This is a genomic window from Burkholderia sp. MS455 (assembly GCF_016899445.1).
Taxonomy (GTDB): Bacteria; Pseudomonadota; Gammaproteobacteria; order Burkholderiales; family Burkholderiaceae; genus Burkholderia; species Burkholderia pyrrocinia_C.
Map to the genome: position 1 here is coordinate 998210 of NZ_CP041777.1, position 26970 is coordinate 1025179.

Annotated in this window: 24 protein-coding genes; 8 read left to right on the forward strand and 16 right to left on the reverse strand. The window is 64.7% G+C overall.

The genetic code is table 11. From position 1 onward, the window contains the following. Positions 1-25: 25 nt before the first annotated feature. Positions 26-1324 carry an adenylosuccinate synthase gene (locus FPJ27_RS04230; RefSeq protein WP_204420931.1) on the reverse strand — a complete coding sequence of 433 codons (1299 nt, stop codon included), beginning with the start codon at positions 1322-1324 and terminating at the stop codon, positions 26-28. 140 nt (positions 1325-1464) lie between these two features. Between FPJ27_RS04230 and gcvA the strand changes: the two genes are divergently transcribed. Next, complete coding sequence (gene gcvA / locus FPJ27_RS04235; protein ID WP_072440341.1) at positions 1465-2370, forward strand: transcriptional regulator GcvA; 906 nt, start codon at positions 1465-1467, stop codon at positions 2368-2370. A 179-nt stretch (positions 2371-2549) separates the two neighbouring features. Here gcvA and FPJ27_RS04240 read toward each other — a convergent pair whose 3' ends face one another. Together FPJ27_RS04240 and FPJ27_RS04245 are read right to left on the reverse strand one after the other, a co-directional pair. Beyond that, positions 2550-2861 (reverse strand): DUF4148 domain-containing protein, encoded by a 312-nt coding sequence (locus FPJ27_RS04240; protein ID WP_204420932.1) that lies wholly within the window; start codon positions 2859-2861, stop codon positions 2550-2552. A 757-nt stretch (positions 2862-3618) separates the two neighbouring features. After that, complete coding sequence (locus FPJ27_RS04245) at positions 3619-3939, reverse strand: hypothetical protein (RefSeq protein ID WP_204420933.1); 321 nt, start codon at positions 3937-3939, stop codon at positions 3619-3621. 1486 nt (positions 3940-5425) lie between these two features. Between FPJ27_RS04245 and FPJ27_RS04250 the strand changes: the two genes are divergently transcribed. Beyond that, complete coding sequence (locus FPJ27_RS04250; protein WP_072440344.1) at positions 5426-6742, forward strand: replication initiation protein; 1317 nt, start codon at positions 5426-5428, stop codon at positions 6740-6742. 93 nt (positions 6743-6835) lie between these two features. Here the strand turns inward: FPJ27_RS04250 and FPJ27_RS04255 are convergent, their stop codons facing one another. Both FPJ27_RS04255 and FPJ27_RS04260 read right to left on the reverse strand, forming a co-directional pair. Then, positions 6836-7861: a ParB/RepB/Spo0J family partition protein gene (locus FPJ27_RS04255; RefSeq protein ID WP_204420934.1), complete on the reverse strand. Its 1026-nt coding sequence runs from the start codon at positions 7859-7861 to the stop codon at positions 6836-6838. Continuing rightward, complete coding sequence (locus tag FPJ27_RS04260) at positions 7854-8549, reverse strand: ParA family protein (protein WP_006759638.1); 696 nt, start codon at positions 8547-8549, stop codon at positions 7854-7856. The genes FPJ27_RS04255 and FPJ27_RS04260 overlap by 8 nt, the downstream gene beginning before the upstream one ends. 1342 nt (positions 8550-9891) lie before the next feature. Between FPJ27_RS04260 and FPJ27_RS04265 the strand changes: the two genes are divergently transcribed. Beyond that, the gene (locus tag FPJ27_RS04265) at positions 9892-10107 is read left to right on the forward strand and encodes a hypothetical protein (protein ID WP_204420935.1); all 216 of its coding nucleotides are present in this window, start codon (positions 9892-9894) and stop codon (positions 10105-10107) included. 461 nt (positions 10108-10568) lie between these two features. Here FPJ27_RS04265 and FPJ27_RS04270 read toward each other — a convergent pair whose 3' ends face one another. Further along, the gene (locus tag FPJ27_RS04270) at positions 10569-11696 is read right to left on the reverse strand and encodes an MBL fold metallo-hydrolase (RefSeq protein ID WP_204420936.1); all 1128 of its coding nucleotides are present in this window, start codon (positions 11694-11696) and stop codon (positions 10569-10571) included. An 82-nt stretch (positions 11697-11778) separates the two neighbouring features. On the opposite strand from FPJ27_RS04270, the gene FPJ27_RS04275 reads away from it, so the two are divergent. Next, complete coding sequence (locus FPJ27_RS04275; RefSeq protein ID WP_072440350.1) at positions 11779-12432, forward strand: TetR/AcrR family transcriptional regulator; 654 nt, start codon at positions 11779-11781, stop codon at positions 12430-12432. A gap of 198 nt (positions 12433-12630) precedes the next feature. Continuing rightward, on the forward strand, positions 12631-13122 hold the full coding sequence (locus tag FPJ27_RS04280; RefSeq protein ID WP_072440351.1) for an NAD(P)H-dependent oxidoreductase: 492 nt from the start codon (positions 12631-12633) through the stop codon (positions 13120-13122). A gap of 99 nt (positions 13123-13221) precedes the next feature. Here the strand turns inward: FPJ27_RS04280 and FPJ27_RS04285 are convergent, their stop codons facing one another. Continuing rightward, positions 13222-13806 (reverse strand): DUF2889 domain-containing protein, encoded by a 585-nt coding sequence (locus FPJ27_RS04285; protein ID WP_204420937.1) that lies wholly within the window; start codon positions 13804-13806, stop codon positions 13222-13224. Positions 13807-14564: 758 nt separating this feature from the next. On the opposite strand from FPJ27_RS04285, the gene FPJ27_RS04290 reads away from it, so the two are divergent. Together FPJ27_RS04290 and FPJ27_RS04295 are read left to right on the forward strand one after the other, a co-directional pair. Continuing rightward, positions 14565-15227, forward strand: coding sequence for a ProQ/FinO family protein (locus tag FPJ27_RS04290; protein ID WP_072440354.1), 663 nt, complete (start codon positions 14565-14567; stop codon positions 15225-15227). 500 nt (positions 15228-15727) lie between these two features. Then, the gene (locus FPJ27_RS04295) at positions 15728-16789 is read left to right on the forward strand and encodes a DMT family transporter (RefSeq protein WP_204420938.1); all 1062 of its coding nucleotides are present in this window, start codon (positions 15728-15730) and stop codon (positions 16787-16789) included. 132 nt (positions 16790-16921) lie between these two features. Here FPJ27_RS04295 and FPJ27_RS04300 read toward each other — a convergent pair whose 3' ends face one another. The 8 genes from FPJ27_RS04300 to FPJ27_RS04335 form a co-directional block, all read right to left on the reverse strand. Beyond that, positions 16922-17287 carry a bleomycin resistance protein gene (locus tag FPJ27_RS04300; RefSeq protein WP_204420939.1) on the reverse strand — a complete coding sequence of 122 codons (366 nt, stop codon included), beginning with the start codon at positions 17285-17287 and terminating at the stop codon, positions 16922-16924. Positions 17288-17346: 59 nt separating this feature from the next. Next, entirely contained in the window at positions 17347-17949 is a 603-nt protein-coding gene (locus FPJ27_RS04305) for a nitrogen fixation protein NifQ (protein ID WP_204420940.1), read from the reverse strand. Between the two features lie 87 nt (positions 17950-18036). After that, on the reverse strand, positions 18037-18462 hold the full coding sequence (locus FPJ27_RS04310; protein ID WP_204420941.1) for a TOBE domain-containing protein: 426 nt from the start codon (positions 18460-18462) through the stop codon (positions 18037-18039). 189 nt (positions 18463-18651) lie between these two features. Continuing rightward, positions 18652-20160, reverse strand: coding sequence for an efflux transporter outer membrane subunit (locus FPJ27_RS04315; protein WP_204420942.1), 1509 nt, complete (start codon positions 20158-20160; stop codon positions 18652-18654). After that, the gene (locus FPJ27_RS04320; RefSeq protein ID WP_204420943.1) at positions 20157-21134 is read right to left on the reverse strand and encodes an HlyD family secretion protein; all 978 of its coding nucleotides are present in this window, start codon (positions 21132-21134) and stop codon (positions 20157-20159) included. The genes FPJ27_RS04315 and FPJ27_RS04320 overlap by 4 nt, the downstream gene beginning before the upstream one ends. 1 nt (position 21135) lies before the next feature. After that, the gene (locus tag FPJ27_RS04325; RefSeq protein WP_204420944.1) at positions 21136-21348 is read right to left on the reverse strand and encodes a DUF1656 domain-containing protein; all 213 of its coding nucleotides are present in this window, start codon (positions 21346-21348) and stop codon (positions 21136-21138) included. Positions 21349-21382: 34 nt separating this feature from the next. After that, complete coding sequence (locus FPJ27_RS04330) at positions 21383-23506, reverse strand: FUSC family protein (RefSeq protein ID WP_204420945.1); 2124 nt, start codon at positions 23504-23506, stop codon at positions 21383-21385. Next, positions 23503-23982 carry a MarR family transcriptional regulator gene (locus tag FPJ27_RS04335; RefSeq protein ID WP_072440365.1) on the reverse strand — a complete coding sequence of 160 codons (480 nt, stop codon included), beginning with the start codon at positions 23980-23982 and terminating at the stop codon, positions 23503-23505. Before FPJ27_RS04335 ends, FPJ27_RS04330 begins: the two co-directional genes overlap by 4 nt. Before the next feature lie 301 nt (positions 23983-24283). On the opposite strand from FPJ27_RS04335, the gene FPJ27_RS04340 reads away from it, so the two are divergent. Beyond that, entirely contained in the window at positions 24284-25144 is an 861-nt protein-coding gene (locus FPJ27_RS04340) for a MaoC family dehydratase N-terminal domain-containing protein (RefSeq protein WP_204420946.1), read from the forward strand. 87 nt (positions 25145-25231) lie between these two features. Here the strand turns inward: FPJ27_RS04340 and FPJ27_RS04345 are convergent, their stop codons facing one another. Further along, positions 25232-26932, reverse strand: a complete 1701-nt coding sequence (locus FPJ27_RS04345; protein WP_204420947.1) for a dihydroxyacetone kinase family protein — start codon at positions 26930-26932, stop codon at positions 25232-25234. Positions 26933-26970: the final 38 nt, after the last annotated feature.

The window sequence follows — 26970 nt, forward strand, 5'->3', positions numbered from 1 at the left end:
CGCGATTTACGCCATCGACGGCACGTTACGCGGCGGCCGCCGCATCGAACGGATTACGCAACACGATCGTGTCGTCGCGCTCCGCACCGGTCGTGATCATCGATACCGGCGCGCCCGCGACCGCTTCGATGCGCGCAATGAAATCCCGTGCGGCGCGCGGCAACGCCGCACGCTCGCGCACGCCCTTCACGGTGCCATGCCAGCCGTCGAACCGTTCGTAGATCGCCTTCGCGCGCGACTGCGCGTCGAGGCTCGCGGGCAGATGGTCGACCCGCGCGCCGTCGAGTTCGTAGCCGACGCACAGCTCGATCGACTTGAAACCGTCGAGTACATCGAGCTTGGTAAGCGTCAGCGAATCGATGCCCGAGATCCTGACCGCCTGGCGCAACTGCGCGGCATCGAGCCATCCGCAGCGTCGCGGCCGGCCGGTGTTGACGCCGAATTCCTGCCCGCGTGCGCGTAGTGTTTCGCCCGTTGCGTCGGTCAACTCGGTGAGGAACGGGCCGCCGCCGACACGCGTCGCATACGCCTTGGTCACGCCCAGCACGTGACCGAGCCTCGACGCGCCGAGGCCCGTGCCGGCCGCTGCCGCCGATGCGACAGTGCCCGACGACGTCACGAACGGATACGTGCCCCAGTCGATGTCCAGCATCACGGCCTGCGAACCCTCAAACAGGATGCGTTCGCCGCGATCGGTCGCGTCGTTGAGGTCGGCCCAGACGGGACGCACGAACGGCAGGATCTTCGGCGCGAGATCGACGAGCGTCGCCAGCATCGCGTCGCGCGAACACTCGTCGAGCCCCAGGCCACGGAACCACGCGTTGTGATGGTCGACGAGCACGTCGAGCTTGTCGGCGAGCCGGCCGGGTTCCGCGAGATCGCCGACGCGCAGCCCGCGACGCCCGACCTTGTCCTCGTAAGCCGGCCCGATCCCGCGCAGCGTGGTACCGATCGGTTCGCGGCGCAGGCGCTCCTGCGCCTGGTCGATCGCGCGGTGAATCGGCAGCACCAGCGTCGCGTTCTCGGCGATCGACAGGTTGTCCGGCGTCACCGATAGCCCGAGCTCGGCCATCCGCGCGATCTCCGCGAGCAGCGCTTCCGGATCGAGCGCCACGCCGTTGCCGATCACGCCGCGCTTGCCGCGCACGATGCCGCTCGGCAGCAGCGCAAGCTTGTACGTCTTGCCGCCAACGACCAGCGTATGGCCCGCGTTGTGGCCGCCGTTGTAGCGTGCGACGAGGTCGGCCTGAGCCGCCAGCCAGTCCACGACGCGCCCCTTGCCCTCGTCACCCCATTGGGCACCCACGACCACCACGTTCGGCATGCTCCGCACTCCATGTGAGAAATTCAGACACTCGTTCGGCCGAGCCGGCCGTTTGTGTGCCATATTGGCGGAGCTGGATCGCCCGATCAAACGATTAAACCTGAACTATCGCGTGAGTAAATTTCACGCGAAACGATGCAATGGCCCGACGTCTTCCTCCGTTGAATTCGCTACGCGCGTTCGAAGCAGCCGCCCGACTCGGCAGCTTCACGCTTGCCGCCGACGAGCTGTGCGTGACGCACGGCGCGATCAGCCGGCACGTGCAGCAACTGGAGGCGTGGCTCGGACGGCCGCTATTCGAACGCCACAACCGGCGGGTCGAACTGACCGACGCCGGCCGCGCGTATCTCGCCGAAGTCGGTGCGTCGTTCGACCGGATCGCGCTCGCCACCGCGCAGCACTTCGGCCACGCGCAGCAGCGCGTGCTGCGCGTCAGCGCGCCCGCGACGTTTTCGTTGCGCTGGCTCGTGCCGAAGCTGTCGTCGTTCCAGGTCGCCCATCCGACGATCGAGGTACGGCTGTCGACGTCGAACGAGCCGATCGAGAAACTGCGCGACAAGGTCGACCTGATCGTTCGAGGCGGCCCGCAAGCCATCGACGGTTACGTCGCGGAGGAATTCCTGTCCGAAGTCCGGCTGCCGGTGTGTGCGCCGAAGCTGCTGGAAGGCCGGCCGTTGCATACGCCCGCCGATCTCGCCGGCTTCACGCTGCTGCACGCGGCGACCTATCCCGGCATGTGGCCCGAATGGCTCGCGGCGGCCGGGCATCCGAATCTCGTGCCGCGACATTCGCTCACGCTCGAGCATTTCTACCTGACGCTGCAAGGCGCACTCGACGGACTCGGCGTCGCGATGGGGCCGATCGCGCTCGTCGCGGACGACATCGCCGAAGGCCGGCTCGTGCAGCCGTTCAGCGAACCGGCCCTGCCGCCGTGGCGCTACTTCACGTATGTGGCGTCCGCGCGCGCGGACGACGAGGCCGTGCATGCATTCAAGGACTGGCTGAAGGTGACGGGGAACGCAGCCGCATCGGGCGCGCAGCACTGACCGTATCGACCTGCCGGTCGTGCCCGCCATTCAATGCAGGATTCCGAATCAAATAGCACAAATGCGCGGATCGGGTTTGCGCTCGTTCATGAGCGGCATTCTGTTTTTGACGTGCATCGCGTAACCGCGATGCACAGGGCAAGCCGCGGATCGTACCGCGGCTTGCCGCCGAACGGCGCTTACTGGCTTGCGCCGGCGGCTTTCTTCTCCGCGTTCTGCAGGTTCTGCGGATAGTTCGGGTCGTTGGCCGCCGGCTTGTAACCGGCGTCTTCGAGTTTCTTCAGCTCGGCGGTGTTTTTCGCGCGCGCAGCCTTGCGCTCCGCTTTGCGTTGAGCCCTGGCCGCCTTGCGTGCCTGGCTCTTCGCCGCCTTGGCGTCCTGTGCAGGAGGCATGCTGGCGGCGTCGGTCTGGGCAAATGCAGGAACTGCCGAGCCGAACAGGAACGCGGCTGCGGTAGCAGCCAGCGTGAGTTTTCTGATCTGGATTCGCATCGCTGAACTCTCTTTTCTGATGATTATCACGGTTGGAAAGACCATCGAGATACCGCCCCTGTCCTGATCGGTCGTCAGGTCGCGATCGGGACCTGTGCATCATAACCGCGTCGTGAAAAATGTGGCGCCAACGTGCAAACGGAGTTGGGGATACACGTATGGGAGAACACGTGGACGTTGCTCTACCGTCGCGCGGAAGAGACAGGGACGTACATCGCGTTTCGGCGCGCGTGAAGATCGCGCGGTCGAGGCAGCGGAAACGTCGGACGTACAGCACGCTTCGGTGATGAAGATCGATCACATGGCGTGATGCGAGGCTGCGATTCCGATGACATTCGTATCGTCGTGTCTAGCTCGCATGCCGATTGCTGTTTCATAGGTGGTGTTAGCAGCACGCTCATGCTTGCCGTGATCTTCATCACACGAAGCGCAATCACCGCAATAGTTGTCGATCCGTGTGCAATGTTGCCGCTCGACGAGGCTCCAGCGACGGGTTCTCCCATAAACGACCACGATTCGGTTCGTCCGGTGATCGATGCGATCGTCTCGTGTTACCGCACCGGAAGGCGGCGTCGTCTGGTGTGTATAGCGAAATGGGTAGACGCTCGGCATAGGGTGAGGACGTTGACCGGAACCCCCTCACGAATGCGCGGGGGGAGCCGCACAAGCATTGCGATACTCCGTCCGGCACACGTTGCGCGTCGTGTTGATGCCGCGACAACGCTTGTCAGCCGGCCCGACTCTGGTCGTGAACACGTCAGGCAACGCGCGCGGGCCACAGATTTTTCATTCGACGATTTTGGCCGTCGAGTATCCCGTGCGGATGCCGCGGCTGCACGGCTTGCATATACCTGTGGGACGCGTCGCCGGTGAGCTTTTCCGGGATCAGGAAGTTTCTGACGGTGAGAATGTTCGGGATCGTTATTCGAATTCGATTGCGGCGAGCTTCTTCAGCGGCCGCATCTTCACGTTGGCTCGTAACTCTCACGAGATCGGCCCAGAAGCCGGCGACCTGTGCGGCTTGGTAAAGCGAGGCGACTCTTGCTTCCGGGAGGCTGTGTTGGCCTCTCGTTGCCATTCAAGAGCACAGCGTTACTCTTCGGTCGATCCAAAGGTAGAAAGTTGCGGGACCTCGGGGCGGAGAAGCAAGCCGCGTCTATTTCCTCTGTGCACAGTCCACAGGCTAAATGTAACGAGAAGCGTCGATAGACGACCGGCAAAAAACTTGTCCACAGAACGGGAAGCATGAGTACAAAAAACCATTCGCGTGCCGTCCAGGGTGATTTCGAACTGCTGTGGGTGAAACTGACAATGTTCGTGCGTTCGGTCGCTGGTCCGATTTGGCTGTCGATCACAGGAGCGCGGGTCGTCGCGGCCCCGGCTTTTCGGTCCCATAGATGGGAACCTGTATGCGGAAACCGGCGATCTCCGCCCGATTTCCTCCCATAGGTTTCTACTTTTAGGTGTTGTGAGTGGGCACTCACCTCCCCGGGAAACCTTGTCGGGCCTGAGGCCTTGTTCCATCAAGGCCTCAGGCTCTGTCCAGCAGGCCTGAATCGAAGCAGCGGGATGCTTGACGAACCATGGACAGATCCCATGGGTAGCGGTTTATGGGGCTTGTCTTTCTGTGACGGCACACGTGTGTTTACATCTTTGGTAAACCACGTTTACTTCTTTAACTACTTTTAGACGGCTCACAGCCTTATTCCACAAGGGTTTGACCGGTGTTCGGTACCCATTTATGGGAGCACAGGTGGAAGGGTTTGGGGTTTCAGGTCTGTGGATTTGGGGTTTTGGGTACCGGGTTGTGGGGAATGGGGGCTGTGGATATGGGGCAAGCGTACCCGGTTATGGGAAATCAGCCTGAAAACAAGATGGGTAGTCGTCTATGGGAACGCAGGCAGGTAGCCTTTTATGGGGCGTTTTTTTTGATCCGTAAGTGCTTGCGTCCACAGTGATTTTTTTCAGGTAGCCGTTTATGGTGTCTCTCGATGGTAACCGTTTATGGGTGGTCAATCGGGCCGGTCGAGCGTGTTTCACCAGGACCCCTCTGCTGGCTGCTCCCATAGACAGGATCGATGTCGCGGACAGGTAACCTTTTATGGGATAACCGAATGGTTGCCGTTTATGGGAGCGATTTCTCCCTTCGAGGTCGAAAGTAACGCAATCGCCCATGTCGAAGGCTGCCGACAGGTAGCCGTCCATGGGAGTCGATGAAGGTAGCACGTTATGGGAGAAAAACGGCCGCGTGTTGCAAGGCATCACGAATCCGGTCGTCGATCGCGATTCCGCTCGTTTGCCCCCATGGATGGGTACCTTCCCTAGGGCAAATCTCGTGCCGGGTTTCTGTAGCCGGACCCGAAAGGTAGCTTCTTGTGGGAGGTTTTTTGGCCAAAAGGTAGATGGATATGGGGCCCCGCGCAGATTGCTTCATCACGAATTTCCCTTTTGCATCTGAAGGTTAGCCGTGATATTGCAAGTGATGCTGGAGCGAGGGCGTTGCTCTGCGGCGTGAGAAGGTATAAAGTCCGCTCTCAACAAGGTCACCTTATCCGGACATCACGATGCCGCGCAAGCCCGCAAGCAAAGGCTCAGACAAACAGGTTTCACTGTTTCAGACACCCGAGCCTCCCGACTTGCTGCGCAAGGCGGTCCAGGCGATTCATATCGCGCCCAAGTCGGGAAAGATCGGTCTGCAGCAGCGCAAGATGTTCAGCTCGCTGATCAAGAACGCGCTTCGGCAGGAGGCGTTCGAGCCGGGTCGAACGAGCTTCTCGATCTCGATCGCCTCGCTTTCGCACGAGAGCGGGTTGAACAGCAACAACACGAAGTACGTGAAGGACACGGTCAACTCGCTGATCAGTACCGTCGTCAACTGGGACTACCTGGCCGCGGACCGTTCGACGGTCTGGAAAGCGTCGGGCCTGCTCGCGGGCGCGGAGCTCGAGCAATCGGTGTTGAAGTACAGCTTCTCCGACCAGATTCGCAGCGAGCTGCTCAATCCGGAAATCTACGCGCTGATCGATATGCGGATCGCCCGCGAATTCCGGCGCTCACACTCGCTCGCGCTGTGGGAAAACACGGTGCGCTACGAAGGGATCGGCATCACCGCGAAGATTCCGCTGCCGAAATTCCGTGACCTCATTCTCGGCCAGGACAAAGCGTCGCAGTCGTACAAGGAATACAAGCTGTTCAAGAGCAAGGTCCTGGTGCCGTGCATTCAGGAGGTGAACGAAGTATCGGATCACACGCTCGAGCTGATCGAACACAAGTCCGGCCGCAGCGTGGAAGCCGTTCAGTTCAAGGTGACGCGCAAGCAGAGTGCCGATACGGTCGAAGACGGCGACGTCAAGAACGAAGCGCTGGTCGAGGAGGTCGCGAAGTTCGGCATTCCGCGTTCGGAAGCCCGCCGGCTGATCACGCAATACGGCGTGCAGCGCATCAAGGCGGCGATTGCCTATACACTCAATCGGACTACGAAGAAGAACGCGGCGCCGGTCGACAACGTGGCCGCGTATTTCCGCAAGGCGCTGACGCACGGCTACACGCTGGCCGACGGGCAGGGAACCGAAGCGGCCGCACCGGCGAAGGAATCCGCGCAGAGCAAGCAGGAGCAGATTCGCGACAAATATCTGGCGGCGAAGGTCGAGGAAGCCGGTGCGTATTTCCGCGAGTTGGAGATCGACGACCAGACCAAGCTGATCGATCGCTACAACGAGACGGTGGCGGGCTCGAAGGATCTCACGCTGTCGCCGAAGAAGAAGGCGAGCAAGCTCGCGCAGACCAGCTTTTTCCGATGGCTGGCGCTGGATACCTGGGGCGAACCGACCTCGGACGACCTGCTGGAATTCCTGCTCAAAAGCAGTCTCGCAAGCAACTGAACAAGGCCTCGCAACCGGGCGGGCGTCGTGCGCCGGACTTCATCGTCCGGTTGCGCGGCGCAACGCGGATGCGAGGCCTTTTGCTTGGGCGCGTTACTTTTGCGTGGCGGCTGCCAGCTCGGCGACGTAGGCGTCGATAACGGTCTTGAGCCTGTCGGCGAGCGCTTCCTGGCGGGACGTGTCGACGCCCTTGAGCTGCAGGTCCAGACGCCCGTCCGGGTAGGTCTTCAACTGGCCGATCGCTTGCGATTCGAGCGCGAAGTCGTGACGAACGCTGTAGCGCGTGCGCCCCGCTTTCTTGTTGTCGTCACTCTGCGCACGCAGGAAATTCTCGAGATCGCGGACCGATTTCTTCCGGTCGATCACGGCCGTGAGCAGCCGGTCGGCCGTCGGTTCGCCCAGGCGCTCGAAGATCAGCTTCAGGAAGTACGCTGCCTGCAGGCCGACCACGTCGTTCGCGCTGGCCATCCGCTCCAGCAGCGTGTTGGGCAGTGCGTTGAGCGACAGCGTCTTGCTGATCGATGCCTTGTCCTTGCCGATCTTCTCCGCGAGCGTGTTCTGGTCCTGAAAGACCTTCTCGTCGAGGAGACGCTTCCATGCGACCGCATCGTCGAAGATCGTCTGGCGTTCGTGATCGTGGTTCGCCCGATACGCGATCGTATAGAGCTGCTCGGGCGTGTGGTCCGTGCGGAACGTGGCGTTGATGGTTTCGTCGCCGTTGATGCTCGTCGCGCGCAGCCGGCGTTGCCCGTCGATCACGACGAGCTTGCCGGGAAACTCCGGGAGCCGCGTGACCTTGATCGGCTCGATCTGCCCTTCCCGTTTCAACGTCAGCGCGAGCTCGTGCAGGCTCGACTCCGAATAGAACACGCGCGGGTTGAACGGGTTCGGGATGCAGTCCTTGACCAGTACCTTCTGCGGCGCGCCAAGATCCGGTGTGCCGGCGACCGCGGCCGGGGGCGCGGCGGCGGGCGTCGCGTCGACGACGTTCGGTGCAGCCGGCGGCTCGGGCAAGCGGGTTTCCAGTGCAGCGTTTTCCTGCGCGAGCCCGCGCAACAGGCCGGCCGCGAGATGCAGGTTGCCGGTCGGCTTCTTGTCTTTCGATGTGTCCTTAGCCATGGGCCGCTCCGGTAGCGCGCGTCGACGCGATGTATTGGGCCATTTCCGTGACCAGCCTTTCGATTTCCGCACGGGCTTCCTTCAGCCCCTTCAGGTATCGATTGTGATGATGGATCGTGGTGCCGAGTGCGAACGTCTGACGGTAGACCTCGCGTTGGGCGATCTGGCTGTCGAGCAAATGCTCCCCTATTTCTTCAGCCCTTAGAATTTTTAAAATTTCTTCACGCATTTTAGTTTTTCCATTAACACTATTCAGCATTAATGCGGAAGAAAGATTCGGGTTACGAACGGCTCGCATCGACTCGATCATGCGAATCATCGCGACGGTGCTGTACAGGTCCGCCGGCGACGGTGACAGCGGCACGAGGCAGAAGTCGGCGACTTCGAGCACGGATGCGATGCGCGGATCTTCGAGGTTGCCCGGACAGTCGACGACGATCACGTCGAAGTTTGCGTCCTGCTTCTTGATCTCGCCGCCGATGCCGCGACCGGCGGGGGCCAGCGAAAGGACCGTCATCGGCAAGGTGTTCTCACCGCTCGTCACCCACCGAACGGAAGTGCCTTGAGGGTCGGCATCGATCAACGCGACCTTGTTACCACCGGCCTCGAACGCAGCCGCGATGTTGACGGAGATGGTTGTCTTTCCAGTACCACCTTTTTGATTACTGACAGCGATCTTGAAAGCCATTAAATTCCTCCAAGGAGTTTTGCGTAATATATTCAGTTGTTATCGAAATGTCCAGAAAAGTGTTCGACTCGATGCATGTCTTGGAGATCGTTGTTGTTGTCACGTGACAAGTAGGTCGAACGGTTAACGAACCAATCGTGAGTGATGATCGAGTAAAAATAAAATTGTCGATTGCGGCCACGAAGAATGCATAAAGGGTTGAAGGAAATTCGACTGTCATTGGCGTCGGTGATGAAACTCGATCGCAGAGACTTATGGAAAGGCAGTGCCTTTGGTGCTAACAGAACCCCTTGCGAATCTGATTGGCCGGTTCGCGGATGTCGTCGAGGGACGTAGTTGTCACGTGACAAGTCGCCAGGAATTGGTCGCAGTTGATGCTGCGTGTCGACAGGAAGAACTTGATTCGAATGGGATGTGGATTTCGGTTATGTCAATCAACGCTCGATAGTAAGCGTAAGCCGGTGGCTGGCTCGATTGCTTGCCTGGGGAGTTGTCACGTGACAAGCAACCAGGCTGTAACGCAGCGGCGTTGCTAATTTCTCGATAACGGTTACGATCGATCAAATTTAGATACGTCAAGCGGATCAAAGCGGATCGAATTTATAGATAGTTCCGGTTGCAGCGTTCAGTTGGTATATGTTCTGTCTGAGAAGTTGTCACGTGACAACAAAGGCAGCCCGGGCATCGTAGAAAACGGCAGGACGGCCGTCGTAGTCGTCAGAGGCAAGTGTCTTTGCCGATGATTGAGGCGGCATTCGTCCCGGTCGTCAGGACCGGCGGCGTCGATGCCCGGCATTCTCGTGATGGCAGAATGCCCCGATCGCTTGGTGAGTCGCACTCAAGGGCAGACAATTATTAACGCATCATGATATGGCCCCATTTAATGATGTGGCCATCGCCGATGTGGTGCGCGCATAGTTCGGCAGGGGAGGGGTGCGAGGTTTCGCTGTATCTTCCAGCATTACAACCGGCGCAATGGCGTATCCCGCATTCCATATCTGTTAGCAGTCCGACAACGGTCGGCACAGGAATGAAGACAAATCCCCACGCCAAAGGTCGCCTACCGGTTCAACCAAGTTGAATCGTGAAACATTCAAAAAAAATGGGGCGCTGCCGGAAATCCTTATCCAGCAATGGTTTGCGCAATATTCCTCATGTTGTTTCACGCAAAACACGCCCGATCCTCCTTGGAATTGGGGGCGCATGAATTTTTCATGCGCTACTGAGTCGTCCAGGAGTTGGGCGGTGAATTGTGTTGTGATTGATATGTAATTGGTGGTTTTCGATACATCCTGCGCCGAACGCTATCGTAGACAACGTCCAGTGAGTGTTGGTCCGGTGCATGACGATCGCTCGCCGAGTCACTGATCTGATGTCCGGCGCGAGTTGTCACGTGACAACGGTTTTCACCGATCGCGCGATACAACAAAGAGTTGTGGAATTCTTGGGGGCGACCGACGGCTCATCTGCCGTTGCAAATCGGTTGAACCGCAAGGTCACATCTATTCTTCTGCGGGCTCATGGCGGTGAGCTGGTGGAAGTAATGATGGAAGATTGAGCCGACTATCTAAACTTGCGTGCGAACCCATAGACTCGTGACGACCTGTCGAGCAGAAGGCGGTTGAACTGGTCGATATAAGGTCAGCACCCTCGAACTCGCCGATTCTTGCCCAGAATGACGAGGCCGAAGCCGTGGGCAATCATGCAGCCTATCGGATGTGTAGGCGCTTTCCTTCGATGGAAACATAGATTCGAAAGGGGCAGCAGCTCGGCACTTGCCGGTTGCGTGCGAATTTGCAGATGCGATCCGCCCGCGTTTGCCGAAGCCTGCTGTCGCGGTCGGTCAACCGGTGCCTCGTATTGTTGAATGAAGCTATTGGGCGGCGCCGCGTGCATCATTTCCGATTCAGGTGATCGTATCGGCAGACAAGCCGCCAACGAACAACTGCCCCGAAAACGCGATGGCCGGAAACGCGGCACCGCCGCGCTTCCGCACGAAAGACGTAACGACAGGCGAACCTATTTCGTCGCTTGCGACGCGCAAAATTGCCACCTGCGCGATTTCGTTGCCGCTGCCGCGTTCGCGTGCTCGTCTACCGTGCGCCACCACCGCTCGCCTCGATGCGGCTCGTCGAGATCAAGGCGCTCGCCCATTCTGGGCGTGGACAACTCGATGCCGCGCACGATCGACAACGCCGTTACTCGCTCGAACGGCTCGTGCCAGCGATGCATCGCGAGATCGAATGTACCGTTGTGGATCGGGATCAGACAGCGTCCGCGCAAATCGATATGCGCCTGAACGGTTTCTTCCGGTTGCATGTGCACGTACGGCCATTGCGCATCGTATGCGCCCGTTTCGATCAGCGTCACGTCGAACGGCCCGAGGCGCTCGCCGATCGTACGGAACCCGTCGAAGTAGCCCGTGTCGCCGCTGAAAAACACACGCAAGTCGTCGTCGACGATGACCCACGACGCCCACAGCGTGCTGTTGCCGTCGAACAGGCTGCGCCCGGAGAAGTGTTGCGCGGGTGTTGCGGTCAGCGTCAGGCCGGCCACGTCGACGCTCTGCCACCAGTCGAGCTGACGGACCTTCTTCGCGTCGACGCCCCATTCGATCAGGCGGTCGCCGACGCCCAGCGTTGTCACGAACACGCCGGTGGTGGCCGCGAGCGCGAGCACCGTTTCGCGGTCGAGGTGATCGTAGTGATCGTGCGACAGGATCACACCGCGTAGCGGCGGAAGATCTTCAAGCGCTATCGGCGGCGCATGGAAGCGCTTGGGGCCAACATTCCGAAACGGCGATGCACGCTCGGCAAACACGGGATCGGTCAGCCAGAATTCGCCGCGCAGCTTGAGTAGCAGTGTCGAATGGCCGAGCCGGTACAGGCTGCGATCGGGCGCAGCGTCAAGCTGTGCGCGGGTCAGCAAATCGACGGGCAGCGCGCCAGCCGGCACGGTATTGCGCGGCTTGTTGAACAGCATCGTCCAGGCGATCCCGAGCGTCTTGCCGATACCTTCGACGGGACGCGGCGCAACATTGCTGAAGCGCTCGCCATTGTGCTGCGGCGAACCGCCGGACAGCGCGCGGCCGCGCCTGGCGGCTGCAAAACCCAGAATGCGGTGAATCAAAACGAGAGGCGATGCCATGTTGGTTCGTCCGAAGAAAAAGTGCACTGAACAGTGTAGTTTATTTCCGGGATAAGTAAACTGAGCGGTGTAAAATTTCCACATGGATACCAGCTCTCTCCCTCAACGCCTGACCGATCGAAAGCGTGCGGCCATCATCGACGCGGCGATCGAGGAATTTCTCGCTGCCGGCTACGATGCAACCAGCATGGATCGCATCGCTGCGCGCGCGGACGTGTCGAAGCGTACGGTCTACAACCACTTTCCCGGCAAGGAAACGTTGTTCGCCGCGATCCTGCACAAGCTGTGGGATGCGACCCAAACCGGTAGCTCACCGACTTATCGCACCGACGTGCCGCTGCGCGAGCAACTGCTCGCCTTGCTGGAGCGCAAATTGCGCCTGCTGAACGACGATGCGTTTCTCGTACTTGCGCGCGTCGCGATCGGCGCGGCCATCCATTCGCCGGAGCGTGCGCGCGACATGGTCGAACGCCTCGGCGAGCGCGAGGAAGACCTGACGGTCTGGGTGCGTGCGGCAGCGTTGGCCGGCCGCCTGTCGGTCACCGATCCGGTGTTTGCCGCGCATCAGTTGCATGGTGTCGTGAAGGCATTCGCATTCTGGCCGCAGGTGACGATGGGCCAGCCGCCGCTCACGGCGCCGGAGCAACAGAAAGTCGCGGAATCGGCCGCCGACATGTTTCTCGCGTACTACGCGCGTCCGGACGACGGCGACGCATTACGCGTCGCGCCGGATTGACCGCGCATCAGGAAGATCATGCGCGAATCGAGGTCGATGTCATGCACGCGAGCGATGCACGCTTGGCATCGCTGAGCCGGCAAACCGACTGATCCGCAAGAGCGAACGCACAACCGCCCCCACACACGCGACGACTGTCCATCCAGCGGAAACCGGCGATACCCCGACCCACCTGAAGCCTGACGCGAGCGACTACGAATGAAGACGCTGTTGATCGTCTATCACACGATGACCGGAGGCACGCAACAGATGGCCGAAGCGGCGGCCGACGCGGCGCGCGAGCAACCCGGCATCGACGTCAGGCTGCAGCGCGCGGACGCGACGAGCGCAGACGATGTGCTGGCCGCCGACGCATACCTGTTTGCGACGCCCGAGAATCTTGCGTCGATGTCCGGGCTGATGAAGGACTTTTTCGATCGCTGCTACTACGCGGCGCTCGATCGCGTGAACGGCCGTCCGTACGCGGCAATGATCTGCGCGGGAAGCGACGGACAGAACGCGCTGCGCCAGATAGACCGGATTGCGACCGGATGGCGATTGAAGAACGTGGCGCCAGGCCTGATCGTCTGTACGCACGCGCAGACGCCTGAGCGCATCCTCGCGCCGAAGACGATCGACGACGATGATCGTGCGCGCTGCGCCGAACTCGGCGCGGGCCTTGCCGCCGGACTCGCGCTGGGCGTCTTCTGATTTCGGACCGGCAGCATTGGCGCTGGTCCGCGCAGACAACGCACGCATCCATGTGCGTCACCGATCCTGCAGACGTCGAACCGGCCGAATGCCGGGACCTTAGCTTCCTTTTGCCGTCGGCACAGGCCGGTGGTATTCGGGCCAAAGACGTTTCACGAGATCGCGCGACGCGCCATACGCATGGCAACTGTCGATCTTGAGCGGCTTGCCTTCGCGGTCGCGGGCGTCGAGCGACGACCGCCGCACGCCGACCATCGTCTGATAGGCCGTGGTTGCGACCGGGCCGAGCAATTCCTTCAGATGCGTGCACGTATCGCAGGACGGCAGACGCTTGCGGATCTCGCTGTTCCAGCCGGAACCGATGCTCAGTCCGACAAGCGCCTGCAGCGAGTCGCCGCCGCCGGGACACTGCGCATACGGATGCGACCGGATGAACGTGGATACGGCGCGTACGACCATGTCGGCGTCGAAGACCAGCGTCACGCCGAGATCGTGGATCGGAGACAGCGCAGCGACCGTTCGCGTGCCGCCCGGTGGCGTGAAATCGCTGGTCTTGCGGTCCGCGAGGCAGGCCGTCACTTCGAACAGGCCGTCGCTGCGCCGATAACCGCGCATGTCGATCTGCCGATGGTGAATCTCCTCGCGCGTGATGCCGTCGTGCGGGATGTCGTGTGGGAGAACCATGTATCCGCTCCGCTTCGTACAACCGGTTCTTTAGCAGGCAAGAGGGATGCCGCCGGCCGACCGGGGACGCCGCAAAACGGGCCGAGGTACGCTGCCGACGACGTTGACCCGGCCATACTACGCATTTTCCGGCATCTTCGTACGCCACACGATCGATGCGGACGCAACGAGTCGTGCATGGGTCCGGTGCAATCGATGGGCGTACCGGGATGTCACGACAGGCTGCGTCGATCCATCGTCATGTGCGTCCCGTTGTCGCGATCGCCGATTCGCATGCAGCCGACGGGATGCCGTCCGCGATCCGGAATCGTCGCCGTGGCCGGCGATGCGCTCGCGCGGCACGATCTTTTTCGGCTCCGCAACGCGTAACACCACGCGTCGGGCGTCGATCAGCGGACGCCGTCGGGCCGACCGTTTCGCTCACAACTGGCCCGATTTTCGACGACGGTTGTGAACGACGTGACTTCCGGAAACGTATACATATAATGCGCAACGCGGCCGCGCGGACGCATTTTCCGCACGCTGGATCGGGCAAATGCAGACCGGCGAGTCAGCCGGCCGTCGCGCGTACCGGTATACTTCCCTCCTGCCTTGTCCGGCATCGTGGCCGGGTGCCTGAAAACAGAGTGGCGTGCGCGATGCGGCCCCGTAGTGTTCCGCATCGGCGGCAGACGGGTCGCACGCGTGGCGGCGAAGCTTTTTGCGTCGCGCGGAATGGCCGCACGAACCACACCTTATATTCCTGGTGGATTGAATTTATGGGTTTTGAACAACTTGCCGAATTACGGGCGCAGCTCGCAGCGAAGGCCAAGCAGGAGCGCAACGCGAAGCGACCTGCAGCGCCGACGGACGCCGGCGCGAAGCCGAAGTCCGGCGACCAGCCGGCCCGTGGGGCCAAACCGGGTGCCGGCGCCAAAGCGCAGCACCGCGCGAAGCCCACTTCGGCGAAGCCGTCGGCGCCGGTCGATCCGGTCATCGTTGCGATCGGCAAACTGCAGCGGAAGTTTCCGCGCGCGTTCCCGAAGAATCCGGCCCCCAAAGTACCGCTCAAGGTCGGCATCTGGGACGACCTCGCACGCGAGGCTCAGGCCGTGGGCCTCAACGAAGCCGAACTGCGTGAAGCGATGTCGACGTGGTGCCGCGGCAACCGCTACTGGTCGTGCCTTGTCGAAGACGCGGTGCGGGTCGATCTGCAGGGCAACGAAGCAGGGCGCGTGACGCATGACGACGCCGCACGGGCGCGTCGGCTGAAGGCACGCCGTCCCGGCAAGGGTGCGGCGCAATCGTCCAAGGGCGCGCAGCAGCAGCCGAAGGCCGAGCAGCAGGCCGAGGCCGCAGCAGCAGCGCCGGAACCGGCGAACGCGGAAGCTCAAACCGACGTTGCGCAGCAGATCGAGCAGCAAACGGCCGGAAACGAGTAACCCGCACCGCGTCGCCGTCGACTGTACGGCGCTCACCCGCATGCATGCCGCATGCTGTGAATCACACGACAGACTGACCTGCCTCGAAAGGGGCAGGTCAGGACTACCTCCACCGGCGGTTGACTCGCCGGCACTCCCCCTGCGACATCAGACCGGCAACGCAACCGGACGAACAGATTCCGTCAATCGGCGCCGCATCTGCGATGCTTCGACTTTGAAGTTTGCGCATGGATAGTACGCATGCCTGATTGTGATGGCACTTCAATCACATAATTCGGTTTCCTAAAATAGCGATACCGGGATTGTCGATCGGCATGTGAACGACGCGGTCCGGCCATCGTGACATGATGACGAGCGATAATCCGGCTGGATCGTGACACCACGCGCAGGTTGTTCAGCGCGATGCGGCTTGCACTTCGAAAGGTGCGGGAGGCTTGCTCCGACACGAACCGACCCGAAGCCACGGCCACCGTTTTTTTTACGTCAATTCAAATCGGATCATGAACCAGAGACATTCCGCGATTCTCGTCGCGCTCGCCGCGGCCGCGTTGTTCGGCGCCGCGACACCGCTCGCCAAGGCGCTGATCGGCGCAATGTCGCCGTTCATGGTCGCCGGCCTGTTCTATCTCGGCAGCGGCGTTGGGCTCGGCATCGGGATCCTGCTGCGCGGGTTGCGCAACCGCCGCGCATCGGCCGCGGATGCCGCGCCGCTGCAGCGCGCCGACCTGCCGTGGCTGGCCGGCGCGATCGCTGCGGGCGGCGTGGCCGGCCCGGCGTTGCTGATGCTCGGGCTGTCGAGCACGCCGGCTGCGACGAGCGCGCTGCTGCTCAATCTCGAAGGCGTGCTGACGGCCGTCATCGCGTGGGTCGTGTTTCGCGAGAACGTGGATGTGCAGGTGTTCCTCGGAATGGTCGCGATCGTCGCTGGCGGCGCGCTGCTGTCGTGGATACCGGGCCGGGCAGGCGTGCCGGTCGGCGCGCTGCTGATCGTCGGCGCATGCCTGTGCTGGGCGATCGACAACAACCTGACCCGCAAGGTCGCCGCGAACGACGCGATGGTCATCGCGTGCGCGAAAGGGCTGATCGCGGGGCCCGTGAACATCGGCATCGCGCTGGCGACCGGTGCAACGCTGCCCGCCGTACCGGTCACGGCCGCCGCGATGCTGACGGGGCTCGGCGGCTACGGGATCAGCCTCGTGCTGTTCGTCGTCGCGCTGCGTCATCTCGGCAGCGCGCGTACGGGCGCATATTTTTCAATCGCGCCGCTGTTCGGCGTGGTGCTGTCGCTGCTGATCTGGCCCGCGCTGCCGCCCGCGACGTTCTGGATCGCCGCCGCGCTGATGGCGCTCGGCATCTGGCTGCATGTGCGCGAACGGCACGAACACACGCATGCGCACGAGCGGCTCGAGCATACTCACCGGCATCGGCACGACGAACATCACCAGCATACGCACGACTTTCCGTACGATGGCAACGAGCCGCACACGCATCCGCATGTGCATCTGCCGATCACGCATAGTCACGCGCATTTCCCGGACATTCATCACCGGCATCGGCATTGACTGCGTCGTAAGCAATGAACGGCCCGACGCATGCGATGCGCATCGCAAGGTAACCGTTTATGGGGCATGCGCCGAATCGTGCGCCCGTGCATTTCCATCGCCGCTCGATCGCGGCAGCGACAGGGGGCGTGCCTAGTCTTCCGTCTGGATCAACCGGATCAGCGAACCGTCCGGATCGATCAGTGCGCCGACCGTGCCGCCCCACGCTTCGCGTGTCGGCCGGTGCGCACGCGGCCAGCCGGTCCGTTGCTCCGGAATGCCGGCTGCGAGCATGTCGTCGAAGAAGGCGCCGACATCAGCGAGCCGGAAACAGCAACTGAACCAGCTCGCGGCCGGATCGAGTTCGGGGTGCGGAAAGAATTCCAGCAACAGGTCACCGCGTTTGAGGATCATCCAGCCGTCGTCGCGCCACGTTTCGACGAACCCCAGTTTCTCGTAGAAGCGGGACGTGGTTTCGAAATCGCGCGACGGCAGGTTGGGGCTCGCATTGTCGGTCAAGGCGGTTTCTCCGGTTGGCGATGCGACGAAACGCGCGGGCAGCGCAGCCGCCACGGCGGCTATCGCGCGTGAGGAAAGCAGAAGCCGAAATCTTCGCAGCCCGGGCATCCGGGGGCGGGCCCCGGTGGTATGCCGAGCGATGCAGCCACTTCCTGTGCGAGGAATTTTTTCCAGCGCAGGTGAGCGACGTTGCGCGCGGCGAGTGCGGGGAAATAGCGATCGAGCATCGCCGATACCGCATCGCGTCCGTCGAGCCCGAGGTCGCGCCACAGATGATCGGGGCGCAGGCACGCATGCGCGATGATCGACGCGAGGCAGTCGGCGTCGTCGCGGGTCGCGGCGGGATTCGCGTCGTCCATCAGCCGCGCGTGCAGCGTCGCGACGAATGCCGCGTGGGTGGATGGCAGCAGCGCCATCGCAACCGTCGACACGAGTGCGGCGGCATCGGGGGAAGGCAGGCGCTGAAACCGGCGCGCAAGCAGGCCAGCCAACTGCGCATGAGACAGGCCGAGCAGCCCGAGTTCGTTGCGGCGCGCGCGTGCCGCAACGAGGGCGCCGAACAGGCGAGCGTCGGGCGTGTCGGCGTTGGCCGCCGCGAGCAGCAGCGACTGCAACGCCCGTTCATGCGAGGGCGGTTCGGTGCGATCGAGTGCGGCGATCACCGTGCGCACTCGCGTGACGGCCGGGCGACACGACCCGCGCGAATGCGCGGCGCACACCGGATCACGATCGCGGCGCTCGTCATGCGATCACTCGACGCCGACGATCACGCTCGATGCCTTGAAGATCGCAGCCGCGGCCGTGCCGCTCGCGAGGCCGAGACGATCGACGCTGTCGTTGGTCACGATCGCGACGATTTCGGCGCCGCCCGCGGCCTGGATCACGACTTCCGAATTGACCGCACCCTTCGCGACCGACGATACGGTGCCCGCGACGCAGTTGCGGGCCGACACCTTGCTGCTGTCGACGTCGACCATCACGATGACCGACGATGCCTTGACGAGCGCGAACGCCTGCGTGCCGGCCGCGAGGCCCAGCGAAGCCGCGCTGCCGTGAGTGATCACGGCGACGATGTCGAGGCCGTCCTGCGTGCGGAGCGTGATTTCGTCGTTGACGGCACCGGGCTTGACGGCGCTGATCTGGCCGGCGAAATGGTTGCGGGCGCTGGTTCGCATGATGACTCTCCGAGGGGATGCCGCTGCCGGAGCGGCAGCGGAAGATGAATGGAAGTGCATCGGGCAGTTTACCGTCAACGCGGGCGTCCGTCGTTCTCCGGATGCCATGGCGCGAATCAGGAAAACCCGTTTGCGCACGGCGTTTCACGAAGCCGGCGCCATATACCGAGATCTATGACGCTGGGGCCATTACTCGTTCGTCGCGGGGGGCGACGCGGCAGAGGCGGCACGCGCGGTGGCGGGCCGGGTATCCCCCGCGGTCGCCGCGTTGTCGCTGTCCCATCCGCCGCCAAGCGCGAGGAATAGCCGCACCTGATCGGCGGCGACCTGCCCTTCGGCCGCCGCGACCTGCGCCTGCACGCTCGTCAGCGTGCGCGTCGCGTCGAGGTCGGAAAGGAACGACTCGCGGCCGGCCGCATAGAGCCGGTGCGTTTCGTCGGCGGAATGGCGCGCCGATTCGTAGGCCGTGCGCAGCGCATCGGTGCGCTGCACGTCGGCGGCATAGGTCGCGAGGCTCGACTGCGTTTCGCGCAGCGCGTTCAGCACGACACCGTCGAAGTGCGCGAGCGCGCCGCCCGTCGCAGCCTCGGCTTCGCGTACACGCGCACGCTGGCCGTTGACGGGGAATGACCAGCTGATCAGTGGTCCGAACGACCAGCGATTGGTCGTGGACGAAAACAGGTCGGCGGCGAGGCCGACCGAGCCGGCCGACGCGCCGATGCTGATCGACGGGTACAGCGCGGCGGTCGCCACGCCGATTCGCGCGGTTGCCGCGGCAAGCTGCCGCTCGGCTTCGCGAACGTCGGGGCGGCGGCGCAGCAACGCGGCGCCGTCGCCGATCGGAATCGGCTGGCGCAGCTTGGGCAGGCGTTCGCATTCGGCGACGGCCTTCGGCAGGTCGGCCGGCGAGCGCGCGAGCAGCGCGGCGAGCTGGTATTGCGCGACCTTGCGGCGGCCTTCGAAGCGCGGGATATCGGCGGCGAGCGTGCGCACCTGCGTCACGCCGCGCGTCACGTCGGTCTGGTTGCCGCGCCCGGCATCGCGCAGCCGCTGCGACAGCGCGACGCGCTGCTTCTGCAGCGCGAGCGACTGTTTCGCGATCGCCAGTTCGTCGCCGGCCGAGCACGATTCGACGTACGCCCGCACGACGTCGGCGACGACCGTGATGCGCGCCAGGTCGCCGGCCGCCCTGACGGCTTCGCTGTCCGCGCGCGCGGCTTCGACGCCGCGCCGCAGCTTGCCGAACAGGTCGATCTCGTACGACACGTTGATGCCGACCGCACCTTCGTTGACGACCGGCAGCTTGTTTTCGAGCAGGTACTGTTCAGCCGATTCCTGCGCGCGTTGCACGCCCGCCTCCGCGCCGCCCGAGAACCCGCCCTGTTCGTTCGCGACTTCCAGCGCCGCGCGCGAGCGCGCGAGGTTGGCCGCGGCGACGCGCAGGTCGGTGTTCGACTTCAGCGCGCTGCGCACGAGCTCGTCGAGCACGGGATCGTCGTATAGCTGCCACCAGTTGCCGGGCACGGCGTCGCGCGACACGAGCGTGCCGTTCGCGTCGTCGAGCGCATGGTTCGCGAGCGGTGCATTCACATAGGCCTGCTGCGGCAGCTTGTAATCGGGGCCGACGGACTTGCACGCGCCGAGTGCGAGCGCGAGCGGCGCGAGTGCCGCCGCGAGGCGCAGACCGTGCCGTTTCATCGCGATGCTCCCGCCGTGCTTGCGGCCGCACCGGAAGCCGTCGATACCGGCGCGACTGCCGACGTCGCGCTGGCGGCAGCCGGCTTCGCGTTGTCGCGGCGGCGCGTGTCGGCTTCGCGCATCGAAACCGTCGCGGTGCGGCCCGCGATCATCCGGAAGTCGTCGGGCACCTCGTCGAGCACGACGCGCACCGGCACGCGCTGCGCCAGCCGCACCCAGCTGAATGCCGGGTTCACGTTCGGCAGCAGGTTCGCACCCTGCGTGCGGTCGCGGTCCTCGATCGCGGCGACGATGCTCTGCACGTGGCCGCGCAGCGCATGCGGCTCGCCCATCACGACGATGTCGACCGGCTGGCCGATATGAATGCCGCGCAGCTTGGTTTCCTCGAAGTAGCCGTCGACGCGGAACGAATTGCGGTCGACGACCGACAGCACCGCGCGGCCGGCCGGCACGTATTCGCCGACGCGCGGCGCGCGGTCGTTCAGGTAGCCGTCGACCGGGCTCACGATCGTCGTGCGCTGCAGGTTCAGTTTTGCGGTGTCGAGCGACACCTGCGCATCGGCGACGGCGGCCTCGCCCTGTTCGACGCGCGTGCGGCTTTCCTCGACCTGCTCGCTTGCGACGAGGTTGCCGAGCTGCAGGTTGCGCGCGTATTCGCGCTTCGCCTGGGCAAGCGTCGCGCGGCGCTGCGCGAGCGTCGCTTCGGCGAGCCGTTCCGCGAGCGTGTAGCGGGCCTGGTCGATCACGAACAGCACCTGGCCGCGCCTGACCTCCTGGTTGTCGGCGACCTGCACCGACGTGATGAGGCCCGACACGTCCGGCGCGACCTGGATCACGTCGGCGCGCACGTGCCCGTCGCGCGTCCACGGCGAGAACATGTAGTAGTTGATGATCCGCCACAGCACGAGGCCGGCCACGACGACGACGATCAGGGTGAGCAGGATTTGCCCTGCCGAGAGCCAGGATTTTTTCACGTTAGGTAGCCGCGAGATGGTGGGAAACGATCACGACGGCGGCAAACACGAACACGTAGATGCCGAGGTCGAAGATCGAACGGTGCCAGACGAGGCGGTAGAAGCCGACGCGCTCGAGCACCGCGCGCACGACGATGTTGATCAGGTAGGCGATCAGCATCGGCACGAGCGGAGCCGGCACGAATACGCCGAAGATGTCGATTTCGCCGATCATGGTCGCGCTCGGAAGGACAGGTTGGAAAGCCGGATCATGCGCGTGCTCCGCCCGGTGCCTGCGGCGCTTGTGCGGCCGCGGCCGGATACAGCGACAGGCGCAGGCCGACGAGCGCGTGCAGCGTGTCGCGCAGCCGGCGGTGCGTGGCGGGCGTGGCCGGCGCCGTGCCGCCGTCGGCCGGTGCGGTGCCCGGCAGGTTGCGGCCGGCCACGCGGTGCAGTGCGTCGTCGATCGACGCGAGCAGCGCCGGCGGCGCGGGCTGGCGCGCGTTCGCGGCCGCGCAGCGCGCGTAGTGGTCGGTGACGCCAGCGAGCACGCGATCGATCGCGTCGGGCACGTCGCCCGACAGCCGGCGGCGCGAGCGGCGCAGGTCGAGCGCGTTCAGCGCGATGCGCAGGTCGCGGAAGCTTTCGATCGACGGGTGGCGGTGGTCGTCGGATGCGCCGAGACGCGGCAGCAGTTGCGTGACGCGATCGAGCATCCGCGATGCGTGGTTGCGCTGGTCGTCGAGCGGCTGTGTCGATGCGGAGCGCACGACGTCCTCCCAGCCCGAGCGCAGCAGGCGCCGCACCGCGAGTTCCGCGCCGAACGGCCGCGTCGCGCGTGTCCACAGGTACGCGAACAACAGCCCGGCAACGCCGGCGAGATTGCTGTTCAGGAACACGAAGAAATCGGCTTCGTATGCGCTCTGGATGCTGATGAAGGTGGCCGTATTCACCGCGACGAGCATCGTCACCATGTTGAACTGCGGGCGCGGCAGCAGCGTGCCGATCAGGATGAACGGGCCCGCGAACATCAGCACGAGCATCGCGAAGTCGTGCACGTGCGGCAGCACGACGAACAGGTACAGGCCCGCGAACACGACGCTCGCGGCCGTCGACAGGAAGAACTTGAACACCAGCGGCGCGGGCTCGTCGAGCGCGGCGAAGAAGCTGCACGACACGGCCACGAGCGTGACGGCGGCCGCGCCGTCGTGCCAGCCGGACGAGATCCACATCCAGCACGCGAACACGATCGCGAGCACGACGGTCAGCGTGGAGAACAGCATCATCCCGCGATCGAAGAAGCGTTCGGTGCCGCCGAGCCGCCAGTGCCGGTAGCGCGGCTGCCAGACGCCTGACTCGTTCGCGATCAGCGCGCGCAGCGAGCGGCAGTCCTGCCAGATGTCGATGACCTGGCGCAGCCGCCACAGCGCATTCGATAGCAGCGCACCGTCCCAGCTCGTCAGCGCACTGTCGGCGGGCTGCAGCGCGGCGATGCGCTCGCGCAGGTTGTCCGCGACCGGATCATGCGCCATGTCGCCGTCGGCGCCGGATTTCACGGCCGGCAGCGGTGCGTCGAACCACTTCGCGGCGTCGGCCAGCAGCGCGTCGAGCGCGGGCGGGCGCACGTGCAGGTCGCGCATCAGCGCGATCAGCGGATCGGCGAGCGACGACATCAGCGGCAGGAACAACTGCATCCGGCCCGCGAGCGCCTGCGCGCGCGCGAGGATGCTCGGATGCGCATGGTCGTAACCCAACTGGCTCAGCAGGAATTCGAGGCCGGTGATCGTCGTCGCGAGGCGCTGCCGGCACGCGGACAGCGCCTTGCCGGCGATATGCCCGGACAGCGTCTCGCGACCGTAGAACGCGGCGTCCTTGAACCATGCGTCGGTGCGCTCGATCAGCGTCGGCGCGAGCCGGTTCGGGAACACGGCACTGCCGACCACGCTCGCGCACACGATGCCGAGCACGATTTCCTCGGTGCGCGCGATCGCGACGTCGAATACCGTGGACGGATCGGTCACGGTCGGCAGCGCGATCAGCGGCATCGTATAACCGGCGAGCATGAACACGTAGCTGCGCGCGGTGCGGTCGGAGATCGCGAGGTAGAGCAGCGTGCCGCACCACGTCGCGACGATGATGCTGAACAGGATCGGCGTTTCGACGAACGGCGGCACGAAGAAGATCGCGGCGGCCGCGCCGAGCGCGGTGCCGAGCGCGCGATACAGCGCCTTCGAGCGCGTCGCGCCGACGAACGGGTTCGACACGATGTAGACGCTCGCCATCGCCCAGTACGGGCGCGGCAGCTGGAAATACAGGCCGAGGTACAGCGCCAGCATCGACGCGGCGAACGTCTTGCCCGAGAACAGCCAGTCGCGAAGGCTCGGATAGGTCATGACGCGGAATCGGCGGCGTGGGGCGGGTGCGGCGCGGGCTGCGTCGCGTCGGACGCGTTGAAGGCGTTCAGCACGCGCAGCGTCGTTTCGAGGTCGGCGCGCGTGACGCCCTTGAGCACCTGTGCGCGCAGCACGCGCAGGTCTTTCTCCATCTTCGCGGTGACCGCGCGGCCGGCGGCCGTCAGCGAGATCGTTTTCGCGCGCCGGTCGTGCGGATCCTCGTCACGGCGCGCGAGGCCGGCCGCGCACAGCTGGTCGAGCAGGCGCACGAGCGACGGCCCTTCGATGCCGACGTGTTCGGCGAGCGTGCCCTGCCGTACGCCTTCGCCGAGGCGGCCGGCGATCAACAGCGGCGTCGCGCAGGCTTCGGATACGTTGTATGCGTTCAGCACGCCGTCGCTGGTACGGCGCCACTTGCGCGCGGACAGCACGAGCAGGCTGCTGACGGCGAGGCGGAGGTCGTGCAGATTGGTCATGGGCGAGATGATAGGGGCAAAAACATTCGATAGCAAACTATCGGTTTGTTGTCACCCGCGTGTCATGTCGCGCGTGGCCCCGGCCGGCCCGTTTGAAGCAATTTAGGCAGCGTGCCGGCGATGGTCAAGCTGTAAGGTCGGTGTCCGGGAGGCGCGTGCGGCAGGTGCGGCGACTATATCGAATAGTCGGACGAGATCCGTCGGGCAGGGCTGCGCGTCAGGAAAATGCGGAGCGAGGGTTCGCGAAACGGCGCGCGGCGTGCATATTAGGACCATTGCAACCGCATCGGAGACTTCACACGTGTCGACCTCATCTTCCCAGCCCGCCGACGCGGCGTCGATCGACGCGTGGCTCGGCAAGACCGAAACGCTCGACGACGACATCACCGCATTCCCGCTGAACGCGCTGGCCGCCACGCTCGACCGCCCGTCGCCCGGCGATGTCGTACCGCCGCTGTGGCACTGGCTCTACTTCCTGCCGGTCGCGCCGATGGCCGAAGTCGGCCCCGACGGCCACCCGAAGCGGGGCGGCTTCCTGCCGCCCGTGCCGCTGCCGCGCCGCATGTGGGCCGGCGGCCGCCTGACGTTTCACGCGCCGCTGCGCGCGGGGCGCAGCGCGACGCGCGAATCGACGATCGCGAACATCGAGGACAAGACGGGCCGCAGCGGCCGGCTCGTGTTCGTGACGGTGCAGCACCGGATCGAGTGCGACGGCGAGCTGTGCGTCGAGGAAGAGCACGACATCGTCTATCGCGACGCGCCGCAGCCGGGCGCGAGCGCGCCGAAGCCGATCGCGGCGCCCGAGGGCGAAACGTGGTCGCGCATCGTCGCCGCCGACGCCGTGATGCTGTTCCGCTATTCGGCACTGACCTTCAACGGTCACCGCATCCACTACGACCGCAGCTATGTGACGCAGGAGGAAGGTTATCCGGGGCTCGTCGTGCACGGCCCGCTGATCGCGACGCTGCTCGTCGATCTCGTGCATCGCGAACGGCCCGACGCGACGCTCGCGAGCTTTGCGTTCCGCGCGGTGCGCCCGGCCTTCGACGGGCAGCCGTTCACGCTGTGCGGCAAGCCGTCGGATGACGGCGGGACGATCGAGCTGTGGGCGAAGGATCAGGATGGCTGGCTGACGATGCAGGCTACGGCGACCGTTGCATAGCGCACGCTCTGGGTTCCCTCCATTCATCGGCGACGCTGTTGCCCGGGCGGACGAGATAGCGCCCGGCGCGCCCGGGCGCGTTTGCGCTTACCGCACGTGCGGCTGCAACGCGCGCACCCAGTACGACACCGCAACGGCCCCCCCATCCGGCGTGCCGATCGCGCGCTCGCCGAGATAGCTCGCACGCCCCGCGCGCGGCGTCATGCGCGCCGTTTCCTGCGCGCCGTGTTCGGCGGCCTCGACGGCCGCTGCCCAGGCGCTCGCGGGATCGCGATCGCCGTCGAGCGCTCGGTCGAATGCATCGGCGGCCGGCACCAGCGCATCGAGCATCGTCCGGTCGCCGGCGTGCGCGCCGCCGAGTTCGCTGATCGAATCCACCGCACCGCGGAACGCCGCGGCCCAGTCGCGTGCCGACGGCTCCGCGATATCGGCCAGCCGGCGCGACGCGCGCAGCAGCGCGGTCGCATAGAACGGTCCCGAACTGCCTGCAATGGCACGGCGCAACGCGGCGCCAAGCGCCGCGAGCGCACCGGCCGGCGTGCCGTACACGGCTTCGGGCAATTCGAGAATCGCCTGTGCGGCACGCAGCATGCTCGCGCCGAGATCGCCGTCGCCGGCCGCCGCATCGAGGTCGGTCAGCGTCTGCTCGTGATCGATCAGGGTCTGCGCGACCGCGTGCAGCGCCGGCTGCAGGCGCGCGGCCCATGCGCTGCCGGCCGCGTCGAGCGGCGGCAGCGGCGCGTCGTGCGAGTCGGCCGCAGCCACGCGGATGTGCGCATTCACGGCACCGCCGCCCGGCCATGCACGCGCCTGCGTCGGCGCGTCGAGCAGCGCCGCGCGTTCTTCGTTCAGCCGCAGCACCGAGATCGAGCAGCCGGGCATGTTCAGCGCCGACAGGAAGGTGCCGGCCCACGCGCGCGCGACGACGATGCCGCGCCGGCTCAGGTTGTCGTACGCGGCGCGCAGCACGATCGCGAGTTCCATGTCCGGCGTCGCGCCGAGACCGTTGACGAACAGCGCGACGCGCTCGCCGCCGTCGAGCACGAGATCGGCGACGATGCTCGACAGCAGCGTGTCGACCAGCGCGTCGGCCGGCAGCGGCGCGCGGCGTTCGACGCCTTTCTCGCCGTGGATGCCGAGGCCGAGCTCGATTTCGTGATCGGCGAGGCTGAAGCCCGACTTGTCGGCGCCCGGGATCGTGCAGCCGTCGAGCGCGACGCCCATCGTGCCGAGCTCGGCCGCCGCGTCGCGCGCGATTCCCGCGACGCGGGCGAGCGGCAGCCCGCGCGCGGCGGCCGCGCCGGCGAGCTTGTGGATCAGCACGGTGCCGGCGATCCCGCGCCGCTGGCCGCGCTCGATACGGCTGCGCAGCGACACGTCGTCGGCGACGATGACGGTCTCGACCGGAATGCCTTCCGCCCGCGCGAGTTCGGCGGCGAGCCCGAAATTGAGCCGGTCGCCCGTGTAGTTCTTCACGATCAGCAGCGCGCCGTTCGGGCCGGTGCTCGCGCGGATCGCGGCGAGCACGGCGTCGGTGGACGGCGACGTGAACACTTCGCCGCACACGGCCGCGCTCAGCATCCCTTCGCCGACGTAGCCGCCATGCGCGGGCTCGTGGCCGCTGCCGCCGCCGGAGAGGATCGCGACGGGCCGTTGCGCCGGCTCGGGCAGCGGCCGGCGGACGAGCACGAGCTCGTCGCCGAGGATCGCGAGATGCGGCGACTGCCGCGCGATGCCTTCCAGCATTTCTCGCACGACATCGGACGGGCGGTTCACAAGCTTCTTCATGGCGACGGTTCCTGACGGGTGAACGGGGCTCGGTCGGG